Raw genomic sequence first — 21,169 nt, forward strand, 5'->3', positions numbered from 1 at the left:
CGCGATCATGCCGAAACCGCCGCGCTACAAGCAGATCGTCGACAGATTCGTCGATGACATTCGCTCCGGCCGCCTGAAGCCGGGCGAGCGCCTGCCGACGCATCGCGAACTGGCCGCGCGCGAGCGGCTCGGCATCGTGACCGCGACGCGCGTATATGCCGAACTCAACGCGATGGGTCTCGTCAGCGGCGAAACGGGACGCGGCACCTTCGTGAAGGAAACGACGCTCGCGCGCGAACTCGGCATCGATCAGGTCGCCATCGCCGCGGACATGGTCGATCTGAATTTCAACTATCCGGCGCTGGCCGGTCAGGCGGAATTGCTGCGCAATGCGTTGCGCCAGTTGTCGTCAGCGGGCGATCTCGAAGCGCTGTTGCGCTATCAGCCGCACGGCGGACGCGCGCGCGATCGTGCGACGGTCGCCCGTCATCTCGCGCGCCGCGGTCTCGATGTGAGCGCGGATCGCGTGATGATCGTCGATGGCGCGCAGCACGGCCTCGCCACGACAGTCATGGCGCTGCTCAAACCCGGCGATGTCGTCGCGGTCGACGCGCTGACCTATCCCGGCTTCAGACTGCTGGCAGAAGCGCACCGGATCGAGCTCGCGCCTGTGCCGGCGTCGGGCACGGGCCCCGACCCGGACGCGCTCGCTGCGTTGTGCAAGCGCCGCCGCGTGCGCGCGATCTACACGATGCCGACGCTGCACAATCCGCTCGGCTGGGTGATGACGGCGACGCGCCGCAGGCAACTGGCATCGCTTGCGCGCAAGCATGGCTTTTTCATCATCGAAGATGCGGCCTATGCCTTTCTCGCCGACGATGCCCCGCCGCCGCTCGCGGCCATCGCGCCCGAACTCACGGTGTACGTGTCCGGTTTCTCGAAGAACGTGGCGACGGGTTTGCGCGTCGGCTATGTCGTCGCGCCGCTGGAATGGGTGCCGAAGATCGAGCGCGCAATCAGGGTGACGACGTGGAACACGCCGGGCGTGATGACGGCTATCGCGTGCGGCTGGCTGGAAGACGGCACGGTCGAGCGGCTGGAGGCGGAGAAGCGCGCGGATGCGTCGATGCGGCAGGTCATCGCGGCGCACGCGTTGGGGCGATTGAAGCGCGTGGCGCATCCGGCTTCGTACTTCGTCTGGCTGCCGATGCCCGAGGACGTGCGCGCGGATCGCATCGCGGCGGCGCTGATGGAGGAGCGCGTTTCGGTGTCGACGGCCGAGCCGTTTTGCAGCGCGGCGCAGGTGCCGCATGCGTTGCGGCTGGCGCTCGGATCGGTGGATGTGACGACGCTGGCCGACGCGTTGGGGCGCGTGGCGGAGGTGGTGGGGAGGTATGCGTATTGAGCGTCACTCCACCCTCCGCAACACATCCAAAAACGCCCGCACTTTCGCGCTCAACAACCGCCGCGAGCTGTAAAGCGCCCAGATTTCCACCGACGGCCCCGCATCGGCCCCAAGCTTGACGAGCCGTCCCGCCGCGATATCCGGCTCCACGAGCAAGCCCGGCAACAGCGCCGCGCCCGCGCCTTCGAGCACCGCCTCGCGCGCCATCAGCAACGACGACAGGCGCAGCACCGCTTGCGGCGTGATTGAACGCTCGCGGCCGTCGTCGCTCTGAATCCGCCAGACAACGCTGCTCTCCCGCGCAAGCACGACGGCAGGCAGGGAAGATGCTGCTTCGTCGAAGGTGAAGCCGCGCGCGGCGACCAGCACGCGCCGGTCGGTCGCGATGCGTCGTCCGACCAGCCATTCGTCGGCGTCCGGATTGATGCGGATCACGAGGTCGTAGCCGTCCTGCACCGGGTCCGCGACGCGATCTTCCGCGACGATTTCCAGTTCGACCTGCGGATAAGCCGCCGCGAACCGCGACGCGACGTGCGGCAGCACGACGTGCGCGAACACGATCGGCGCGCTCACCCGCAATCGTCCGCTCGGCACGGGCGCGCGCGAGCGAATCGCTTCGCCGGCATCGTCGATTTCGGCGAGCAGGCCGCGCGTGCCTTCGTGCAGCGCGCGGCCTTCTTCGGTCAGCCGCAGCATCCGCGAGCCGCGCTCGATCAGCCGCACGCCGAGGCTCTGCTCCAGCTCCGCGACGCGCCGCGAAAGCGTGGCTTTCGGACGGCCCGTCTGTCGTGCGGCGGGTCCGAAACCGCCGTGCAGCGCGACGGCGTTGAAATCGGTGAGCGCGGTAAGGTCCATGACTCGTTCCATCGATGAGACGACGCGTCTCGAACCTTGGTCTATCGGCTCGAAACCGGAACGCATATCGTAACGACTGTCATCAACGCATCCAAGGAGATCGACGTGACTATTCTCGTGACAGGTAGCACTGGCGTCATCGGCACGCAGGTTCTCGACCATTTGAAGGACAGCGGCGCGCAGATCCGCGCGCTGACGCGAAATCCGGAGCGCGCGAATCTTCCGGCGGGCGTGACGCCCGTAAAAGGCGATCTGAACGAAATCGGCACGCTGCGAGAGGCGATGAAAGCCATCGACACGCTCTTTCTGCTCGCGCCGAACGCCGCCGATGAACTCACGCAAGCGCTGCAGGCGATGAGCATCGCGCGCGAGGCCGGCGTGAAGGGCATCGTGTATCTCTCGGTGTTCCAGGGCGACGCCTACACGGACGTGCCCCATTTCACCAGCAAGCACACCGTCGAACGCATGATCGAGCATTGCGATCTGCCCGCGACGATCCTGCGCCCCGCCTACTTCATGCAGAATGACATCCGCCTGAAGGACGCGCTGATGCAGCACGGCGTGTACGGCATGCCGATCGGCGCAAAAGGTATTTCGATGGTCGATACCCGCGATATCGGCGATGCCGCCGCGCGCGAACTGCTGCGCCGCGAACGCAGCGACGCGTCTTTGCCGCGCGAGGCGTACGAACTCGTCGGCCCGGACGCGCTGACGGCGGACAGCATCACGGCGATCTGGCGCGACGCGCTGCAACGCGAAATCCGCTATGGCGGCGACGATCTCGACGCGCTCGAAGCGCGCATGAAAAGCGCCGGCCCGGAATGGCTCGCCTACGACATGCGCCTCATGATGCAGCGCTATCAGCAGGATGGCGCGGTGGCGTCGGCAGAAGAACTGCGGCGTCTGAGCACGCTGCTTGGCCGCCCGCCGCGTTCGTATCGGGATTTTGCCGCCGATGCCGCGCGTGAATGGAAGCACCAATAATCCGTCGATAAACAAGCGAAATAAATCAGCCGCCTCGCGGCTGATTTTCTTTCTGGCCAATGCCAGCCCGACAGAGAAACGGCGAATTTACCGAAAATACTGCCTCCGACACGGAATTAATACTGAAGCAGAAATCGGAGCGCTCTGCGATCCGCCCAGCCGCGCGCTCATTAATCCGCCCCGAAAATTTCTCCGAAAGCGCAAACGTTTGCCGTTATATTTATGTCTCGACTGAAAACAATATTCCGACAAATCCCGATACTTCCGCGATGATCCATCGCCGTCCATTGATTGAAACTCCTTTATGCGGACTCAATACGCGGCCTCGATGCCTGAAAATAAAATCAAGGCGGAACATAAGCGTCAGGCGCATTTCCAGCGATGGTTCGCCACGTTCGCCAGCCTCGCCCATTCGCGGCTTCCGCTTTCCGCCTATTTGCAAAAGGTCACCGACACGCTGAGAGAAGTCGCGGGCGTCGCGTCCGCCGTGGTGGAATGGATCGAGGGCGAGGAGCTTTTATATCGCGCGGCGAGCGGCGCGGCGGCGGCGCATATCGGCGTTCGGTTGCCTACCTCCGGCAGCCTCTCGGGGCTTTGCATCACCCGCCAGCAGGCGCTCATCTGCCGCAATTCGGCAACGGACCACCGCGTCGATCGCGCCGCGTGCGAGGCGGTCGGCGCCGTATCGATGGTCGTCGCGCCCGTCGTCTACGAGGGCCGCTCGGTCGCCGTGCTGAAGCTCATTTCCGGCGAAGTCGATTATTTCGGGCAATCCGACATCAGCATTCTCGATGCGTTTTGCGCGTGCATCGCCGAGACCATCGCGCGCGAGGAAATCGGGCAGGAAAATCGCAAGCTCTTGCAGGAAAACGCCAGCGTCGCGGCGGATCTTTCCATCGAGTCGTCGCTGCGCATCGAATACGAAAAAAAGCTCGCCGACGCCATGCGCCGGCGTCAGACCGTGCTCGACAACGCGCACGTCGCGTTCGTGTCGATGGACGAAGCCGGCATGGTCGTCGACTGGAACGAGGCCGCGTGCACGCTCTTCGGCTGGAAACAGCACGAGGTGGCCGGCCGCGAACTCGCGTCGTATATCGTGCCCGAGCGCCTTCGCGACGGGCATCGCACAGGCCTGACGCGCTATCTCGCCACCGGCGAGGCGCGCATGATCAACCGGCGCGTCGAGCTGCCCGCGTTGCGCCGCGACGGCAGCGAGTTCGCCGCCGAGCTGACGATCAGCGAAGTCTGGTACGAAGGCCAGCGCCAGTTCGCATGTTTCGTGCACGACATCACCGACCGGCACATCGCGAACGAGGCAAACGAACGGCTGCGCCTGCTGATCGATTCGGTGAGCGATTACGCGATCTGCATGCTCGATCAGAACGGCTACGTGCGGTCCTGGAACGACGGCGCGCGCGCCATCTACGGCTTCACGGCGGCCGAGGCGATCGGCCGGCATTTCGCGCTTTTCTATACCTCCGACGAGCACGGCCGCGACCGCCCCAGCGACGATCTCGCGCTCGCCGCACAACGCGGCCGCATCGAGCACGAGGACTGGCACGTGCGCAAGGACGGCTCCGAGTTCTGGGCGCACGTCATGCTGAGCGCGCTGCCCGGCAATAACGGCGGTCCGCAGGGCTTCGTCAAGATCACGCGCGACATGACCGCGCGGCGGCGTCTCGAAGAACTGGAAGCGTCGAGCCGCCGCATGAACCAGTTTCTGGCGCTGCTCGGTCACGAGTTGCGCAATCCGCTCGCGCCGATCCGCAACGCGGTGAGCATCCTCAAGCTGACATCGTCCGACGATCCCGACGTGATCCGCAGCCGCCAGATCGTCGACCGTCAGCTCGCGCATCTGACCAAGCTCGTCGACGATCTGCTCGAAGCCGGGCGCGTGAGCTCCGGCAAGATTCGCCTGACGACCGGCATCGTCGATATCGCGGATGTCGTGCATCTGAGCGTCGAGGCGAGCCAGCCGTCGTTCGACGAGCGCGGGCAACGCATCGACGTGAAGGACGGCGGCCAGCCGCTTTTCGTCAACGGCGATCCGACGCGCCTCGTGCAGGCGCTCAACAATCTGCTCAACAACGCATCGAAATTCAGCCCGCATGGTTCGACGATCACGCTCGAAGTCGGCCCGCGCGGCGGCACGGCGATGGTGCGCGTGAGCGACGAAGGCCGCGGCATTTCCGCCGAGGCGCTCGGCACCGTGTTCGATCTCTTCGTGCAGGAGCATCCGCCGGGCGCGCATGCCGACGAAGGCGGACTCGGCATCGGCCTCACGCTCGTGCGCGCGATCGCGGAGCTGCACGGCGGGCACGTCGAGGCGAAGAGCGGCGGCGCGGGACGAGGCAGCGCGTTTTCGCTGTGGCTGCCGCTGGCCGAGCCGCCCGCGAGCGGCGCGCCGTCGAGCGGGAAACCGGCCGCCGTCGCGGGGCGCCAGCTCGATGTGCTCGTCGTCGACGACAACCGCGATTCCGCCGACAGCATGACGCTGCTCGTCGACATGCTCGGCCACAACGCGCGCGCCGCGTACGACGGCCCGCACGCGCTCGAATCGTTCGATGCGTCGCGTCCGCAGGTCGTGCTGCTCGATCTGTCGATGCCCGGCATGACGGGCTTCGACGTGATCCGCCGCATGCGCCAGGATGCGGACAAGCCCGGCGGCAAGCATGTGATCGTCGCGGCGATGACGGGTCTCGGCTCCGACGAAGACATGGCCCGCACGCGCGCCGCCGGTTTCGATGCGCATCTCGTCAAACCGGTCGATCTTCCGGATCTGGAGCGCGTGCTGGCGCTGGCGGGACGCGTCTGACGGGTTGCGGCGCGCCCGGCACCGCGCGCACCCGCGCGGGCGTTTTCGTCAGCCGGTAAGGCAGCTTCACGACCGGCCAGAACGCGCCGTTCGCGTCGCGGGCGGCGGAGAGCACATCGGCGAGAAAGTCGCTGTCTTCGAGAAGTTCGTCGACACGCATCACCGGCACCGCGCCCGCGATCCGCGCCGACGCAAAACGACTTCGCGCCCGCGCCGGTGATGACGATTACGCGCACGTCGTCGTCATCGCGTGCTTCGGCGAGACGCGCGCGCAGTTCGACGAGCGTGTCGATATCGAGTGCGTTGAGTGCTTCGGGCCGATCGAGCGTCACGACGGCGACGTGATCGGAGACGCTATAGCGAATGCTCATCGTCGTCTCCTCAAACGCTCGGCGGTGCGAGAGACTTCGCGCGCGTCGTCGTGAAGAGCCGTCATGCGGGCTCGCTCAATCCGCACGCGCAGTTCCGCAAGGAAACGAGCGTCGAGGAAGTGCTGACGAGCCGCATGGTCAGCGATCCGCTGACGCTTTTCATGTGCTCGTCGATCGGCGATGGCGGCGCGGCCGTGTTCATCGATTCCGCCGTCGCGCTGGTCACGATCACGATTCTTTCGACCTGAACTCCGCGCATTCCACCGTCACATTCCCCCGCTCTTCGAAGCGCGCGAGCACCGGCGCTTCGGCCAGCGCATCGGTGACGAGCGTCCAGTGGCGTTCCAGCGGCGTCCAGTGCTGCTGATTCGCGCGCTCCAGCTTGTTCGACGTGACCAGCACGAACACGCCCGCCGCCTGTCCGACGATGCATTCCTTCAGAAAAGCCTGCTCCGCCGTCGCCTCGCACAGCCCGCGGCCCACGACAACGCCGTCCGCGCCGAGAAACGCCTTGTCGAAGGTGACGCGCGTGAGCGCCACCTGCGCGATGGGCCCGAGCGTGCTCATGCTCGACGGCCGCACGTCGCCGCCGATCAGCGTCACGCGCACATCCGCCGACGCGAGCGTGCTCACCGCCAGCAGATTGTTCGTGACGACGTGAATCTCGGTGCGCCCGGCGAGGCAGCGCGCAAGCGCGGCGGTGGTCGTGCCGCCGTCGAGAAAGATCGTGTCTCCGTCCTGCACGTGACGCGCCGCCGCGCGCGCGATCGCTTCCTTCTGCTCGCGAAAACTCTCGCGCCGCGTATCGAGCGATTCTTCCGGCTCATGCATGCCCACCGACGCCGCGCCGCCATAAGTGCGCACGATGCGCCTTTCGTCCGCGAGCGCGCGCAGATCGCGGCGCACCGTCGCCTCCGACATGCCGAAGTGCTCGCACAACGCGGCGACATCGTTCATGCCGGAGAGCACGGCCTTCAACATGGCCTCGCGGCGTTTCTCGACTTTCATCCTGTTCCTTTCTTCTACGTTCTGACGGCGACGCACAGTGTAGCGAACCGGCCGGGTCCGTCGAATGCTCGCCTTCGTCAGCGACCGCGCCATCTCAATTTTGATCGATTCGATCATTCGAACAGGCAAAATCATCGCTTTCGATCAGCGTAAACCCGCATAACGCGCGATTTGCGCAAGACGGGGCAGAGCGCTACACTCCGATTTGATCGATTCAATCAATCTATGAGCGAATCGGACAGAAACCACTCTGGAGACACCATGGCTCAGATTCACATCAAGCGCGCCGTCGAGCGCGTTCCCGGCGGGATGATGATCGTTCCGTTGCTCATCGGCTCGCTGATCGCGACGTTCGCGCCCGGCATGCCGAAGTTCTTCGGCTCGTTCACGAACGCGCTTTTCACCGGCGCGCTGCCGATTCTCGCGGTGTTCTATGTGTGCATGGGCGCGAGCATCGACGTGAAAGCGACGCCGTATCTGCTCAAGAAAGGCGGCGCGCTGTTCGCGACGAAAGTCGGCACGGCGATCGTCGCGGGCGTCGTGCTCGGGCATTTCCTTGGCGAGCAGCCGATCAGCTCCGGCCTCTTCGCGGGCATTTCGACGCTCGCCGTCGTCGCCGCCATGAACGACACCAACGGCGGACTCTACATGGCGCTGATGGGCCAGTACGGACGCTCGGAAGATGTCGGCGCCTACACGATCATGTCGCTCGAATCGGGCCCGTTCCTGACGATGGTCACGCTCGGCGTCGCCGGTCTGTCGGCGTTTCCGTGGCCGACGCTCGTCGGCAGCATCCTGCCGCTCGCGGTCGGCATGCTGCTCGGCAATCTCGATCGCGAGATGCGCGAGTTCCTCGGCCGCGCCGTGCCGGTGATGATTCCGTTCTTCGCGCTGGCGCTCGGCGCGAGCCTCGATCTGCACAAGGTCTGGCAAGCCGGTCTGCTCGGCATCGGACTGGGTTTCGCGGTCGTCATCGTGACGGGCATTCCGCTCTACTTCGCGGATCGTCTGACGGGCGGCACGGGCGTCGCGGGCGCGGCGGCGGCGAATACCGCGGGCAACGCGGCGGCGGTTCCCGCGCTGATCGCGGCGGCCAATCCGGTCTATGCCGAAGCGGCCAAGTCGGCGACGCTGCTCGTCGCGGCGTGCGTCGTCGTGACGGCGATCGTGTCGCCGATCCTGACGGCATCCATCGCCAAACGCGTGAATGCGCGGCTCGATGCGCGTGCGTCCGCGAAGGCGCGGGAGGCCACGTGATGAAGAGCTTGCTGATCGTCGCCGACGATCTGTCGGGCGCCGCCGATTGCGCGATCGCGTTCGCGGCGGCGGGCCGCAAGACGGTCGTGTCGCTCGATGCAGCCGCGCCGGATGCGCACGCAATCGTCATCGCCGCCGACACCGACACGCGCCGCCTCGCGCCCGCCGACGCCGCGAAGCGCACGGCCGACGCGTGGCAAGCGCTGCGCGCGCCCGGACGGCGTCTCTACAAGAAGATCGATTCGACCTTGCGCGGCAACTGGACCGCCGAGGTCGCAGCGTTGACGCGCCTCGCGGGACCGGCCATCGTCACGCCCGCGTTCCCGGCGACGGGCCGCACGGTGCGCGATGCCCGCGTGTTCGTGCGCGGCGTGCCGCTCGAAGACACCGAAACGTGGCAGCTCGAACATGCCGGGCAGCATGCCGGTCTGCGCGACATGCTCGGCGCGGTCGGTCTGCGCGTCGCGCACGTTTCGCTCGATGCGTTCCGCACCGCGCCGCAGGACGTCGCCGCGATGGTCGCGTCGGCGGCGGCGACGGGCAATGGCATCGATGCGATCGTCGTCGATGCCGAAACCACCGACGATCTGGCCTCGCTCGCGCGCGTGACGGCATCGGTCGATGCGCCGTTCTTCTGGGTCGGCTCCGGCGGACTCGCGCGCGAACTGGCCGCGCTGCCCGACCTCTTCGACGCACATGCCTCCACGCAAGCCCCACGCGCGATCGACCCGGCGCAAGGCCCGATCCTCGCGCTCGTCGGCAGCCTGTCCGCGATCTCCGAGCGTCAATGCGCGATGCTTCGCGCCGAAGCCGGCGTCGCAGAAATGATCGTGCCGCCCGCCGTGTTGCGCGACGGCGCGCGCCATCCGGCGTGGCAGACGTGGAGCGCGCGCATCGGCGATTCGGTGCGCGGCAAGGAAGACGCGATCGTGCGCATCGGCCGTGACGACGCGTTCGATCCCGCCGAAGGCGCGCTTTTGTCGAACGCGCTCGCGGCGCTCGTCGCACCGCATTTCGACGCGCTCGGCGGACTGATCGCGACCGGCGGCGAAACGGCACGCGCGATGCTCGCCGCCGCGAACGTCGGCAGCCTCGAACTCGTGCGCGAGATCGAAGCGGGCGTCGCGCTCGGGCGGCCATCGAACGGCAAGGGTCCGTCGGTGGTCACCAAAGCCGGCGCGTTCGGCAGCGAGCACGCGCTGCTCGGCGCCTATCTGCATTTGCGCGGCGCGGACATTCCCGTCGCGCGTTAAGACACGACATCACAGACGAACATCATGAGCAACTATCTCCCCGTAATCGGCATCACGATGGGCGACGCGAGCGGCGTAGGCCCCGAAGTCGTCGTCAAGAGCCTCGCGCACGACGCGGTCTATCAGCAGTGCCGTCCGCTCGTGATCGGCGATGCGCGCCGTCTCGAGCGCGCGAACGACATCGTCGGCGGCAAGGCGACGGTGCGCCGCATCAAGGACGCGACCGAAGCGCGTTACGAGCCGGGCGTGATCGATTGCGTCGATCTCGGTCTCATTCCCGACGATCTGCCCTTCGGCGAGCTGTCTTCCGTGGCGGGCGATGCGGCGTACCAGTACATCGCGCGCGCCGTCGAACTGGCGCAGGCGAAGCAGATCGACGCGATCTGCACCGCGCCGCTCAACAAGGAAGCGCTGCACGCGGGCGGCCACAAGTTTCCCGGCCACACGGAAATGCTCGCGCATCTGACGGGCGTCGACGAAGTGTCGATGATGCTCGTCGCGCCGCAATTGCGCGTGATTCACGTGACGACGCACATCGGCATCATCGATGCGATCCGCAAGATCGAGCCGGGTCTCGTGCAACGCACGATCGAGCGCGGCAACGCGACGCTCGTGAAGGCGGGTATCGCGAAACCGCGCATCGGCGTGTGCGGCATCAATCCGCATGCGGGCGAGAACGGTCTGTTCGGCTATGGCGAGGAAGAGGAGAAGATCATTCCCGCCGTGAAGCTCTTGCAGGAACGCGGGCTCGACGTGACCGGCCCGCTGCCCGCCGATACGCTGTTCTATCGCGCGGGGCGCGGCGACTTCGATCTCGTCGTCGCGATGTATCACGATCAGGGTCATGGCCCCGTGAAGGTGCTCGGTCTCGAAGCGGGCGTGAACGTGACGGTCGGACTGGATGTGATCCGCACGTCGGTCGATCACGGCACGGCGTTCGATATCGCGGGCAAGGGCATCGCCGATGAAGGCAGCATGCTCGAAGCGCTGCGTCAGGGCGCGGAGCTGGCCACGCGGCGTCAGTGACACATATGGCGTGATAATGGGCGCTTCACACGACGTACGAGCACCCATCATCATGTCCTCCCTCGATACGCTGCACGATCTTTGGCGCATCGCCGGCCTGCCCGGCGATGCGCTTTCTTTCATCGACCTTCCCGGTCGCGATCCGGTTTTTCCATCCAGTTTTGCTGTCGGCACGGCGGCGCAGGCGACCATCGGCGCTGCGGCGCTCGCGGCGTGCGAGCTGGGCGCGCTGCGTGGCGTCGAGCGGCAGCGCGTGTCCGTCGACATGACGCACGCGGCGGTCGAATGCACCGGCGCGTTCACCGTCGATGGCAAGGAGCCGGAGACATGGGGACGCTTCTCCGGTCTCTATCGATGCGCCGATGGCTACGTGCGCATTCACGCGAACTTCGAACATCATCAGGATGGCGCGCTGCGTTTGCTCGGGCTCGACCCGCGCACCGCGACGCGCGAGGACGCCGAGCGCGCGCTGCTTGCGTGGCGCGGCAGCGACTTCGAGAACGCGGCGGCCGAGCGCGGTCTCGTCGTGACGATGCTGCGCACGTTCGACGAATGGGATGCGACGCCGCAAGCCCAAGCGATCGCCGCGCAGCCGTTGATGACGATCACGCGCATCGGCGATGCGCCGCCGCTTTCCCTGCCTTCTCTCTCCGCCGATGCGCGGCCGCTCGACGGTCTGCGCGTGCTCGATTTCACGCGCATTCTCGCGGGGCCGGTCGGCGGGCGCGCGCTCGCCGCGTTCGGCGCGGACGTGATGCTCGTGAACGGGCCGCATCTGCCGAATATTCCGGCGATCGCGGATACGAGCCGCGGGAAGCGCTCGGCGCTGCTCGATCTTCGGACGCCATCGGATCGCGAGACGCTCTGGCATCTGATCGATGAGGCGCATGTGTTTGCGCAGGGGTATCGGCCGGGCGGGATCGCGTCGCTGGGATTTGGGCCGGAAGCGGTGGCGAAGCGTCGGCCGGGGATCGTCTATACGTCGCTGACGGCGTATGGCACGAAAGGGCCGTGGGCCGATCGGCGCGGCTTCGATTCGCTCGTGCAGACCGCAATGGGCTTCAACGCCGCCGAAGGCGGAGCGGCCGGCGAAAGCAAGCCGCGTCCCCTGCCGATGCAGATGCTCGACATGGCGAGCGGTTTTCTGATGGCGTTCGGCGCGGCTGCGGCGTTATGGAAGCAGCAACGCGAAGGCGGAAGCTGGCACGTGCAGGTTTCGCTCGCGCAGACGGGGCATTGGTTGCGCGGACTCGGGCGCGTGGACGGCGGGTGGGCGATCGCGAAGCCGGATTTCGCGCCGTATGTCGAGCGTTATGAATCGGGATTCGGCGAACTGGTGGCGGTGCGGCCGAGCGCGCAACTCGTGCGAACGCCGGCGGGTTATGCGCGGGAATCGGCGCCGCCGGGGACGGCAGAGGCGCGGTGGAGATAAACGTTATGAGCCGCGCGAATCAGGAAGCCGAATCCTGATCGCGAGCGGCCTGTTTTGCTTCGCTGCCATCGCCGGGCGTCACGGCCGGTGGTTTGGCCATTCGTCTGAGCGTGGAGTAGGCCATTCCGAGGCATAAAGCCGTCATCGGAACGCCGATGACGGCCATCTCCCATAGACTCACGCCCGCGACGCGTGAAACGCCCAGCATGTCGCGAAGACCTGCAATTGCAACCACGAAGCCAGCGAGCGTCAGCAGTTCCTGAATGCCGGATAAGACAATGTGTCCCGAAAACAGGCGCCAGGAAATAAGCAGACTGAGAAGCAGGAATGCGATTCCTACCGTAAGTACCAACACTTTCTCAGCGGCCGGCCGCTGCAAATGGATGTGCCAGTTATAGGCATCGCCTGAAACGCTGAGTTCCTTTCCGGGAATCATGCGTTCTATCGAAAAGACCGCGCCGCTGAAAACAGGCGCTTGCGTAATAAGCGTCATCATGGGAAAGAACTCCCAGTCGTCGAATGGATACGCTTCGACCGATGGATACGCGGTCAGCTTGAACGGCGGCGTTTCTGCAGAGAACCGGTCGTCCGCCATTCCGGGAATGTGAGCCGTCTTGCATGCAACGTTGAAGGTTTTCGGTGGGGCGTCTTGATCGGACGCATCCTGGTAGACGAGGACATAACACGGATCCCTGTCCTGAAGAGCCTTCGGCAATTTCGCATAGTCGCCCTGAACGAGCAGCGACACTTCCACCGCGTTCTCCTCTACGAGCAGCTTATGAACGATGATCTTCACTTTCACGTGATGCTCACGTTCAGTGCGTAGAGTGATCGACTGGGGGCTGCGATTGTGAAAGTCGGCGTTCAGCACGCCAACGAGAATCGCCACGAAAAGCCACATCGCGGAAATCGACAAAGCGGCGATCAGAATCGCCATGCCCGTTTTTGAGATCCAGCCCGGTAAGCTCTTCATCGCGGTTATCCTTTCTCGAACGCTCCGCCACTGTCTTCACGCGGAATCGTTCGAGCGCAGATTTGAGCGCAATCGTCGCATATCTAAACCGCGCTCGCCCGGCGCGCCAGCGCCAGATATCCGCCCAAGCCCAGCATGACGACGCCCGAGGTCCGCGTGAGCATCCTCGCGCGCGCGGCGCGTGCGGCGCTCGACTTCAGCAGACGCGACGCGGCGAGCACCGCACCCACATCGACGAGCGTGTTCAGCGCGACGCAGATGCTCCCGAGCATCACCAGTTGCGGGATCATCGGCTGACCCGGCGCGACGAACTGCGGCAGAAACGCCAGAAAGAACAGCGCCGTCTTGACGTTGAGCGCTTCGACCAGAATGCCTTCGCGAAACGCGCGCCGCGCACCATGCGATGCGACCGTCGCAATCCCGGCGGCTTCGTCCTTGCGCAACAGAAGCCGAATGCCCAGATAAACGAGATACGCCGCGCCGATGTACTTCACGACGCCGAAGAGCATCGCCGAGCGCGCGATCAGCAGGGACAGCCCGAGCGCCGCCGCGGCCACGTGAAAGAGTCCGCCGGCAGCCGTGCCGAGACACGACGCCATGCCTTCGGAGCGGCCTCCCGCGACGGTGCGAGCCACGACATACGCGATGCCCGGACCGGGCGTGACGGCGAGCACGATCGCCGCGATGAGAAAGGCCACGAAGGACATATCAGGACCCCGCGCGCGACATCGCCTGCGCCAGTTCCTGATTGCCGCGCGCATCGAGCGTATCGGCGGCGCCGAGACGATCGCGCGTCTCCTTGTTCTGACTCAGCTTCGACTTGCCGACGAGCGACGTCACCGCAATCTCGATCCCCACGATATTGCGCAGCATTCCGTCGATGAAGTCAGGCGCCGAGTCGCCCATCTTCCACGGCTTCGGTTCGCTCGCCTCGTGCCGCCGCGTGAGTCGCGCGACGAGACCGCGCACGAACGGCTCGTCGTCGCGGATGGTCAGCACGCCGTGCGCATGCACGACTTCGTAGTTCCACGTCGGCACCTGCCGATGCGTCTCGTGCTTGCTCGGATACCAGTTCGGCGAGATATAGCCTTCCGCGCCGCGAAAAATCACCATGACGGGCGTGCCGGTCGGACAACGCTGCCAGATGTCGTTGGCGCGCGCGACGTGCGCCGTCAGCAGGCCGTGCGTGCCCTGCGCCGGATCAAACTCGAACGGAATGTGATTGGCGTCGAGACCGGCTTCGTCGCGCGTCACGAGCATGCCAAGCGGATGCGCGCGGATGATCCGATGTAATTCCTCGGGGCGAGTCTCGGCGAAGTGCGGCGGGATATACATCGTGGATGCTCGACGGAGAGTGACGGAATCCCGTCACTATCGCTCGAAACAGGCACAATAAGAAGATCCAGTTTCGCTCGATTTTCATGGTCCAGTTGAAAGACGCCATCGGCACGGGACGCCGCATCTACGACCTGCTGCGCGCCCAGATCGCCGACGGCACCTTGCCCGCCGGCTCCGCCGCGCCATCGACGCGCGCACTGGCCGCCGATCTCGGCGTCTCGCGCACGACCGTCACCGCCGCTTACGAGCAGCTCGCGGCCGAAGGTTTTCTCGTCACGTCGGCGGGACGCGCCGCGCGCGTTGCCACGCCGCCGATGCCGCCCGCGCCGCCAAGCCCCGCGCGCACCGAGCGCACCGCGCCCGCGCTTTCTGCGTACGGCCGGCGCGTTTCCGCGCTGCCGATGCCCGCGCTCGCCCAGCCCAAAAAAGGCAGCGTCAACTTCCTGTACGGCGCGGTGTCGGCGCGCGACTTTCCGTCATTGATCTGGAAGCGCGCGTATCAGGCCGAACTGCTGCATCAGCCGGACAGCCTTTATTACGTCGCGCCCGAAGGCGACGCGTCGCTCCGGCGCGCGCTTCAGGCGTATCTCGGCCGCGCGCGCGGGCTCGTCTGCGACAGCGAACAGATCGTCGTGGTGAACGGCACGCAGCAGGCGCTCGATCTTTGCGCGCGCGTGCTGCTCGATCCCGGCGACGCCTTCGCGTTCGAAGATCCCGGCTATCTGATCGCGCGCCATTGCTTCGAGGCGTCGGGCGGGGTGCCGCTGCCCGTTCCCGTCGATGAACACGGCCTCGATACGCGCCGCCTCCCCGCCGATGGACGCGCGCGGCTCGCTTACGTGACGCCATCGCATCAGTTTCCGCTGGGCGGCGTATTGCCGATCGGACGCCGTCTCGAACTGCTCGATTGGGCGCAGCGGCACGATGCGTGGATCATCGAGGACGATTACGACGGCGAGTTCCGTTACGGCCAGCGCCCGATCGACGCGTTGCAATCGATCGATTCGAATGGCCGCGTGATTTACATCGGCACGTTTTCGAAGGCGCTCTCGCCGCATCTGCGGCTCGGCTACATGATCCTGCCGCACGACCTCGTGCCGGCGTTTCGTCAGGCCAAAAGACTGAGCGACCGGCATTCGGCGGTCATGGATCAGCGCGTGCTCGCTTCGCTGATCGAGGGCGGCGCGTACGAGCGTCATGTGCGGCGCGTGCGGCGGGAATACGAACGGCGTCGCGCGGCCTTGCTCGATGCAATCGCTGCGCTTCTGCCGAAGCGCGCGCACGTGACCGGCACGGCGGCGGGACTGCATGTGACGCTGTGGCTGCCGTTCATCGATTCGACGGATGAAGCCGCGCTCGTGAACGCCGCGCATGCGCGAGGCGTCGGCGTGTATCCGGTGTCGCCGCTGCATGTCGCGCCGTCCGGTGCGGCGCGCAATCGCGCGGCGGGGCTGATTCTCGGCTATGCGAGCATGCCGGTCGAAGAGATCCGCAAAGGCATCGAAATGCTCGCCGATGTCATCGCGCATCTGGAACCGTAGCGCGCTTTACTTTGTATTCCGAATCCGCCCGTCCTATTCTGAAACTCGTTAAATAACGATAACGACGGGAACAAGACCATGCGCGCGCGAATCCTGGCTGTACCGTTGCTGGTCGCATCCAGTTTTCTCGCCGCGAGTTGCGGAGGCGGCAGCAACGCCTCGGACGATGCGATCGCCCAGGTGATGAACAAGCCGCGCTACACCAGCGCGAATTCCCAATGGTCGATGGTCGTCATGGACGCCATCACCGGCGAGACGCTCTACGCGCTGCAACCGGACACGCTCTCGTTCACCGGCTCGGTGCGCAAGCTGTATTCGGTCGGCACCGCGCTCAATACGATCGGCGCGGATCATCGCTTCGAGACGCCGGTCTACCGCAACGGCGCCGTCGATGCATCGGGCAAACTGAACGGCGATCTCATCGTCAAGGCTTCCGGCGATCTGACTTTCGGCGGACGTCAGAAGCCCGATGGCACCATCGACTTCACCGACTTCGACCACAACGAAGCGCGCGCTTTCGACGGCGCGATCCTCACGCCCGAAGATCCGCTGACGGCCGTGAATCAGCTCGCGCAGCAGGTGAAGGCGGCGGGGATCACATCGGTGAGCGGCGATGTGATCGTCGACGACCGGCTCTTCGATGCGTTTCGCGTGCCCAACGGCAACGTGCTCATCTCGCCGATGCTGATCAACGAAAACGTGATCGACGTGACGCTCGCGCCCACATCGGCCGGACAAGCCGCTCAACTGGACTGGCGCCCGCGCACGAGTGCGATGACCATAAAGGGCACGACGCTCACAACGGCGGCGAACACCGCAGCGGACATCGTCACATCCGGCGATGCCCTCGACGAAGGCCCGCTCGGTTGTCTCGCGACGCCGGGCTGTCACGGCACGATCTCAGGCGAAGCGAGCCTCTCCGCGCCCGCGACGATTCCCGTGGGCTATACGTCGCCGCTCGTCGGCAACGCGCTGTACGTGAGCAATCTGCGCGTGGAAGATCCGCCGTCGTTCGCGCGCACCGCGTTCATCGACGCATTGACGCGCGCGGGCGTCACGGTCGCGGCGGCCGCCGTGCAGCCGAACGACCGGAGCCGGTTGCCATCGGCGCAAAGCTATGCGAGCGCGACGCAGGTGGCGAACTTCACGTCGCTGCCCTATTCCGAGATCGCCAAGCTGATCCTCAAGGTGAGCCTGAACACCGGCGCGAATCTGAGCCTGATGTATCAAGGTCTGACGAAAGGCGCGCGCACCGTCGATGCCGCGCTCGTCGCCGAGCGTCAGTATCTGACGGGCACGCTCGGCATAGACGGCGCCGGCTTCGACTTTCCGACCAACGGCAGCGGCTCGCCCGACAGCCGCGCGACCGCGCGCACGACCGCGAACCTGCTGACGGTGATGAGCCGCCTGCCGATCTATCCGGTGTATCGCGATGCGTTGTCGATCATGGGCATCGACGGTTCGCTTGCGGCGATCGGCAAGGATGTCGTCGGCAAGGAGCATATCCGCGTGAAGAGCGGCGCGACCGTGACCGGCGGCCAGATGATCGCGATGAACATGGCGGGCTACATGGACGCGCAAAGCGGACGGCGTCTCTCGTACGCGCTCTTCGTCAACAACGCGGGGCCGGTGAAGGCGCTCACCGATACGCTCGATGTCTTCGACGACGAAGCGAAGATTCTCGGCATCGTCTGGGCGCGGTATTAGGCGGCGCTTTCGAGGCGACTCATCGCGTCGCGCATGAAGCCGAGCAGCGCCTCGTTCGTCCACGAGCCTTTCGTCAGTTCCGGTTCGGTCTGCAACGCGTGCGCGGATCGGCGCGCGCTGAAGGCGTGAGCAGGCCGATGGCATCGTAGTGATGCAGCGTGCGGACGGTCAGTCCGCTCTTCTTCGCCAGTTCTCCCACTCTCAACAGCATGCAAGCCTCCGTTCAGTGCGCACGATGGAGGCCAGAACCTTACGCTACGTGATGGTCAAGCGGAATGCGCTTCCACCCGATTCTCGACGCCCGCATCGACAGTCACCGGCACGCGCTGCGCGAGCGCGCACATCAGCTCGTAGCCGATCGTGCCGGACGGTTCGGCCACTTCGTCGACCCGAACGTGCTCGCCCCACAATTCCACCGATGACCCGATGCCCGCCGCCGGGCACGGCGTGAGATCGACGGTGAGCATGTCCATCGACACGCGTCCGACGACGCGCGTGCGCACGCCATCGACCATCACGGGCGTGCCCGCCGGCGCGTGACGCGGATAGCCGTCCGCGTAGCCGCACGCGACGACGCCGATCTTCATCGCGCGATCCGCGGTGAAGGTGCGGCCATAGCCGATCGTCTCGTTCGGCGCGAGCGTCTGCACGCCGATGATGCGGCTTGCGAGCGTCATCGCCGCGCGCAACGGAAAGCCTTCGATGTGCCGCGCGCAGCCCGTTGGCGATGCGCCGTAGAGGATCGTGCCGGGCCGCACCCAGTCGCGATGCGCGCGCGGATGCCACAGCACCGCCGCCGAATTCGACAGCGAGCGCGTGCCCGGAAGATCGCGCGTGGCGGCTTCGAATTCGTCGATCTGCCAGTCGATCGCGCCATCGTCGGCGTTCGCGAAGTGGCTCATCAGGCCGATCGAGCCGATCGCCGCGATATCCGACGCGCGTTTGCGCGCCGCCGCGAACGCGCCCGGCCGATAGCCGAGCCGGTTCATGCCCGAGTTCATCTTCAACTGAATGTCGATGCGCTCTTTGGGCCGCGCCGCCTTCAGCAACGCGAGCTGCTCGTCGCAATGAACCGTGACCGTGAGCCGGTGACGATCCGCCGTCTCCACGTCCGCAGGCTCGAAAATGCCTTCGAGCAGCAGGATCGGCTTCGTCCAGCCGAGCTCGCGCACGCGCACGGCTTCATCGAGATCGAGCAGCGCGATGCCGTCGCTTTCGGCGAGCGCCGGAAAAATGCGCTCGATGCCGTGACCATACGCATTCGCCTTGATGACGGACCACACGCGCGACGACGGCGCCATGCGTTTGACGAGCTGGAGATTCTGACGAATGGCGTCGAGATGAATGCGCGCGGAAATCGGACGTGGCATGACGTGCTGAATTTTGGATTGAAGGCAGTGGATTGACGAATCGTATCGACGAAAGGGCAGCGGTTGTTATTTTATTTGCGCCTATTTTTGGTCGAAACGCCTGTTTCTCTCACCCGCCGCCATGACGCGCTTCGCGGTATCTTCTCGCTCATGCCGCGCTGCCGAGGAGCCCGCCATGAACGACATTCGCCGTCTCGCCTGCCTGCGCATCGTGCTCGTCGCCGTCGGGCTGATCGCGCTTTTCGCTCTCTATCCGCTGATGCTGTTCTGGCCTTCGGGATGGGCGTGGGAAGCGGGCCACGAAGGCCTTTCCGACTACGCGATGATGATCGTTGGCATCTACGCGACGCTCGGCGTGTTTCTGCTCATCGCGTCACGCGACCCGATGAAGCATCTGAGCCTCATCTGGTTCACGGTGTGGTCGAGCGTCGTGCACGGCGCGATCATGGCCGTGCAGTCGTTCGGCGGCGCGGGCCGCCATCTCGGTCATCTGACGGGCGACGTGCCCGCGCTGTTCATCGTCGCCGCCGTGCTCGCGATCTTCACGCCGCGCGGCGGCAAGGCCCGTGCGCTCAGTTCAGATAGCCGAGATGCTCGGCCAGAATGACGCTGCCGACGCCGATCAGAATCAGCCCGCCGACGATCTCCGCCCGCTTGCCGATCGTCGCGCCGACGAGCCGGCCGACCATCACGCCGATCGTCACCATGAGCATCGTCGCGAAACCGATGGTCGCGGCCGTCGAGAAGATATCGACATCGATGAACGCGAGGCCCGCGCCGACCGCCATCGCGTCGATGCTGGTCGCGAAGCCGGTGAGCGCGAGCACCCAGAACGAGTGCGAATTGGGCTTTTCCTCTTCGTGGCCCGCGCTGCTGAAGCCTTCGCGGATCATGCGCGCGCCGAGCAGGAACAGCAGGCCGAATGCGATCCAGTGATCCCATGCGGTCACGTACTGCGCGGCCGCCCGGCCGAGCGCCCAGCCGGCGAGCGGCGTCAGCGCCTCGATCACGCCGAAGATCACGCCGGTCTTCAACGCTTCCGCGATGCGCGGCTTGTGCAGGGTCGCGCCCTTGCCGACGGCTGCGGCGAACGCGTCGGTGGACATGGCAAAGGCTAGAAAAATGGTGGAAGCGAGATTCATCGGGTAGCGCTCTGGTCGGGCAAGATGGAACGACAGAACGCGCGCCCGACCGGTCGCGAATTCTGTCGATGGTCTTGCCAACCTGTGATGGCTGCCCATGCCACGGCCTGAACGACCGAGCGTGTTGACATGAGCGCTTTTCCTTTGCGGAAAAGCCGGCTACTCCCCAGCGAAGAACCGAGAGCTTAACACGGCTTTGCGACCGTTCCTGCGCGTATCGGACCGCTTAAGGTAGAGTGAATGCGCAATGCCGCCGTTTCATCTCATGGAGGCACCATGCCGGCAGCTCACCCCACCCAACCGGCCGCGCGCGAAGCGGTCGAGCGTCTTTATCGCGCGTTCGCCACTCAGGATGTCGCGCTCTTGCGGCAAGCCGTCACGCCCGACTGGGAATACATTCCTGAGCCACCCGGACAAAAGCCCGGTCCGGACCAGATGATCCCGATCTTCAAGGATCTCGCCACCGCGCTGCCCGACATGCATATCGAAATTCTCGACATGCTGGTGGAGGACGACCGCGTCGGCGTCCGCGCACAAGTCAGCGGCACGCAGGCCGGCCCGCTGCTCGGCATCGCCGCGACGAAAAAGCCGATTCGCTTCGCCATCCATTCGTTTCACGAACTGCGCGATGGCCTCGTGTCGAAAACCTGGCATCTGGAAGACTGGCTCAGCGTGTTCCGGCAACTCGACGCCGTGCCGCCGAAAGTGAATCCGCCGGTCTAGGCGCGGTGCGCTCGCGTCTTCGCGCCGAT

At 65.6% G+C, this 21,169-nt stretch carries 18 protein-coding genes, 3 pseudogenes and 1 riboswitch; of the genes and pseudogenes, 12 read left to right on the top strand and 9 right to left on the bottom strand.

Features of this window, described 5'->3' with window-relative positions; all coding sequences use genetic code 11:
• Positions 1-7 precede the first annotated feature (7 nt).
• Positions 8-1,345 (top strand): aminotransferase-like domain-containing protein, encoded by a 1,338-nt coding sequence (locus AWB76_RS08450; protein WP_061159668.1) that lies wholly within the window; start codon positions 8-10, stop codon positions 1,343-1,345.
• Between the two features lie 3 nt (positions 1,346-1,348).
• On the opposite strand, the gene AWB76_RS08455 is transcribed toward AWB76_RS08450, so the two are convergent.
• On the bottom strand, positions 1,349-2,200 hold the full coding sequence (locus AWB76_RS08455; protein WP_061159669.1) for a LysR family transcriptional regulator: 852 nt from the start codon (positions 2,198-2,200) through the stop codon (positions 1,349-1,351).
• Between the two features lie 105 nt (positions 2,201-2,305).
• Here AWB76_RS08455 and AWB76_RS08460 point away from each other — a divergent pair, with 105 nt between their 5' ends.
• On the top strand, positions 2,306-3,184 hold the full coding sequence (locus tag AWB76_RS08460; RefSeq protein WP_061159851.1) for an SDR family oxidoreductase: 879 nt from the start codon (positions 2,306-2,308) through the stop codon (positions 3,182-3,184).
• A gap of 328 nt (positions 3,185-3,512) precedes the next feature.
• Positions 3,513-5,999 carry a hybrid sensor histidine kinase/response regulator gene (locus AWB76_RS08465; protein ID WP_244173267.1) on the top strand — a complete coding sequence of 829 codons (2,487 nt, stop codon included), beginning with the start codon at positions 3,513-3,515 and terminating at the stop codon, positions 5,997-5,999.
• Positions 6,000-6,190: 191 nt separating this feature from the next.
• On the opposite strand, the pseudogene AWB76_RS38955 reads toward AWB76_RS08465, so the two are convergent.
• Positions 6,191-6,370, bottom strand: a pseudogene (locus AWB76_RS38955) (enoyl-CoA hydratase/isomerase family protein); the annotation flags it as partial.
• A gap of 26 nt (positions 6,371-6,396) precedes the next feature.
• Here AWB76_RS38955 and AWB76_RS08470 point away from each other — a divergent pair.
• A pseudogene (locus AWB76_RS08470) lies at positions 6,397-6,579 on the top strand (thiolase family protein); the annotation flags it as partial.
• A gap of 19 nt (positions 6,580-6,598) precedes the next feature.
• Here AWB76_RS08470 and AWB76_RS08475 read toward each other — a convergent pair.
• Positions 6,599-7,378 (bottom strand): DeoR/GlpR family DNA-binding transcription regulator, encoded by a 780-nt coding sequence (locus AWB76_RS08475; RefSeq protein WP_061159852.1) that lies wholly within the window; start codon positions 7,376-7,378, stop codon positions 6,599-6,601.
• Positions 7,379-7,639: 261 nt separating this feature from the next.
• Between AWB76_RS08475 and AWB76_RS08480 the strand changes: the two genes are divergently transcribed.
• Genes AWB76_RS08480 through AWB76_RS08495 form a run of 4 tightly spaced genes read left to right on the top strand, consistent with a single transcriptional unit; the run spans position 7,640 to position 12,346 of the window.
• A complete protein-coding gene (locus AWB76_RS08480; protein ID WP_061159672.1) occupies positions 7,640-8,635 on the top strand; it encodes a 2-keto-3-deoxygluconate permease in 996 nt (331 codons plus the stop codon).
• Positions 8,635-9,888 carry a four-carbon acid sugar kinase family protein gene (locus AWB76_RS08485; protein WP_061159673.1) on the top strand — a complete coding sequence of 418 codons (1,254 nt, stop codon included), beginning with the start codon at positions 8,635-8,637 and terminating at the stop codon, positions 9,886-9,888. Before AWB76_RS08480 ends, AWB76_RS08485 begins: the two co-directional genes overlap by 1 nt.
• 24 nt (positions 9,889-9,912) lie before the next feature.
• A complete protein-coding gene (pdxA, locus tag AWB76_RS08490; protein WP_061159674.1) occupies positions 9,913-10,914 on the top strand; it encodes a 4-hydroxythreonine-4-phosphate dehydrogenase PdxA in 1,002 nt (333 codons plus the stop codon).
• A 52-nt stretch (positions 10,915-10,966) separates the two neighbouring features.
• Complete coding sequence (locus AWB76_RS08495) at positions 10,967-12,346, top strand: CoA transferase (RefSeq protein ID WP_061159675.1); 1,380 nt, start codon at positions 10,967-10,969, stop codon at positions 12,344-12,346.
• A 19-nt stretch (positions 12,347-12,365) separates the two neighbouring features.
• On the opposite strand, the gene AWB76_RS08500 is transcribed toward AWB76_RS08495, so the two are convergent.
• From AWB76_RS08500 to AWB76_RS08510, 3 genes are all read right to left on the bottom strand, one after another.
• Positions 12,366-13,319, bottom strand: a complete 954-nt coding sequence (locus AWB76_RS08500) for a hypothetical protein (protein ID WP_061159676.1) — start codon at positions 13,317-13,319, stop codon at positions 12,366-12,368.
• An 83-nt stretch (positions 13,320-13,402) separates the two neighbouring features.
• Positions 13,403-14,026: a LysE family translocator gene (locus tag AWB76_RS08505; RefSeq protein WP_061159677.1), complete on the bottom strand. Its 624-nt coding sequence runs from the start codon at positions 14,024-14,026 to the stop codon at positions 13,403-13,405.
• A 1-nt stretch (position 14,027) separates the two neighbouring features.
• Positions 14,028-14,654 (bottom strand): FMN-binding negative transcriptional regulator, encoded by a 627-nt coding sequence (locus AWB76_RS08510; RefSeq protein ID WP_061159678.1) that lies wholly within the window; start codon positions 14,652-14,654, stop codon positions 14,028-14,030.
• A gap of 86 nt (positions 14,655-14,740) precedes the next feature.
• Between AWB76_RS08510 and pdxR the strand changes: the two genes are divergently transcribed.
• Positions 14,741-16,198: a MocR-like pyridoxine biosynthesis transcription factor PdxR gene (gene pdxR / locus AWB76_RS08515; RefSeq protein WP_061159679.1), complete on the top strand. Its 1,458-nt coding sequence runs from the start codon at positions 14,741-14,743 to the stop codon at positions 16,196-16,198.
• Positions 16,199-16,276: 78 nt separating this feature from the next.
• Positions 16,277-17,905: a D-alanyl-D-alanine carboxypeptidase/D-alanyl-D-alanine-endopeptidase gene (locus AWB76_RS08520; RefSeq protein WP_063936312.1), complete on the top strand. Its 1,629-nt coding sequence runs from the start codon at positions 16,277-16,279 to the stop codon at positions 17,903-17,905.
• Positions 17,906-18,011: 106 nt separating this feature from the next.
• Here the strand turns inward: AWB76_RS08520 and AWB76_RS38960 are convergent.
• Positions 18,012-18,116 (bottom strand): annotated as a pseudogene (locus tag AWB76_RS38960) (MerR family DNA-binding transcriptional regulator); the annotation flags it as partial.
• Between the two features lie 55 nt (positions 18,117-18,171).
• Positions 18,172-19,275, bottom strand: coding sequence for an alanine racemase (gene alr, locus AWB76_RS08525; RefSeq protein ID WP_061159681.1), 1,104 nt, complete (start codon positions 19,273-19,275; stop codon positions 18,172-18,174).
• Positions 19,276-19,450: 175 nt separating this feature from the next.
• Here alr and AWB76_RS08530 point away from each other — a divergent pair, with 175 nt between their 5' ends.
• Complete coding sequence (locus AWB76_RS08530; RefSeq protein ID WP_061159682.1) at positions 19,451-19,882, top strand: DUF6632 domain-containing protein; 432 nt, start codon at positions 19,451-19,453, stop codon at positions 19,880-19,882.
• Here AWB76_RS08530 and mntP read toward each other — a convergent pair.
• Positions 19,848-20,417 (bottom strand): manganese efflux pump MntP, encoded by a 570-nt coding sequence (gene mntP, locus AWB76_RS08535; RefSeq protein ID WP_061159683.1) that lies wholly within the window; start codon positions 20,415-20,417, stop codon positions 19,848-19,850. The genes AWB76_RS08530 and mntP overlap by 35 nt on opposite strands.
• 8 nt (positions 20,418-20,425) lie before the next feature.
• Positions 20,426-20,592, bottom strand: a riboswitch (yybP-ykoY riboswitch).
• Between the two features lie 101 nt (positions 20,593-20,693).
• On the opposite strand from mntP, the gene AWB76_RS08540 reads away from it, so the two are divergent.
• Positions 20,694-21,140, top strand: a complete 447-nt coding sequence (locus AWB76_RS08540; RefSeq protein ID WP_061159684.1) for an ester cyclase — start codon at positions 20,694-20,696, stop codon at positions 21,138-21,140.
• Positions 21,141-21,169 lie beyond the last annotated feature (29 nt).

Origin of the sequence: Caballeronia temeraria (assembly GCF_001544795.2) — a bacterium.
GTDB lineage: Bacteria > Pseudomonadota > Gammaproteobacteria > Burkholderiales > Burkholderiaceae > Caballeronia > Caballeronia temeraria.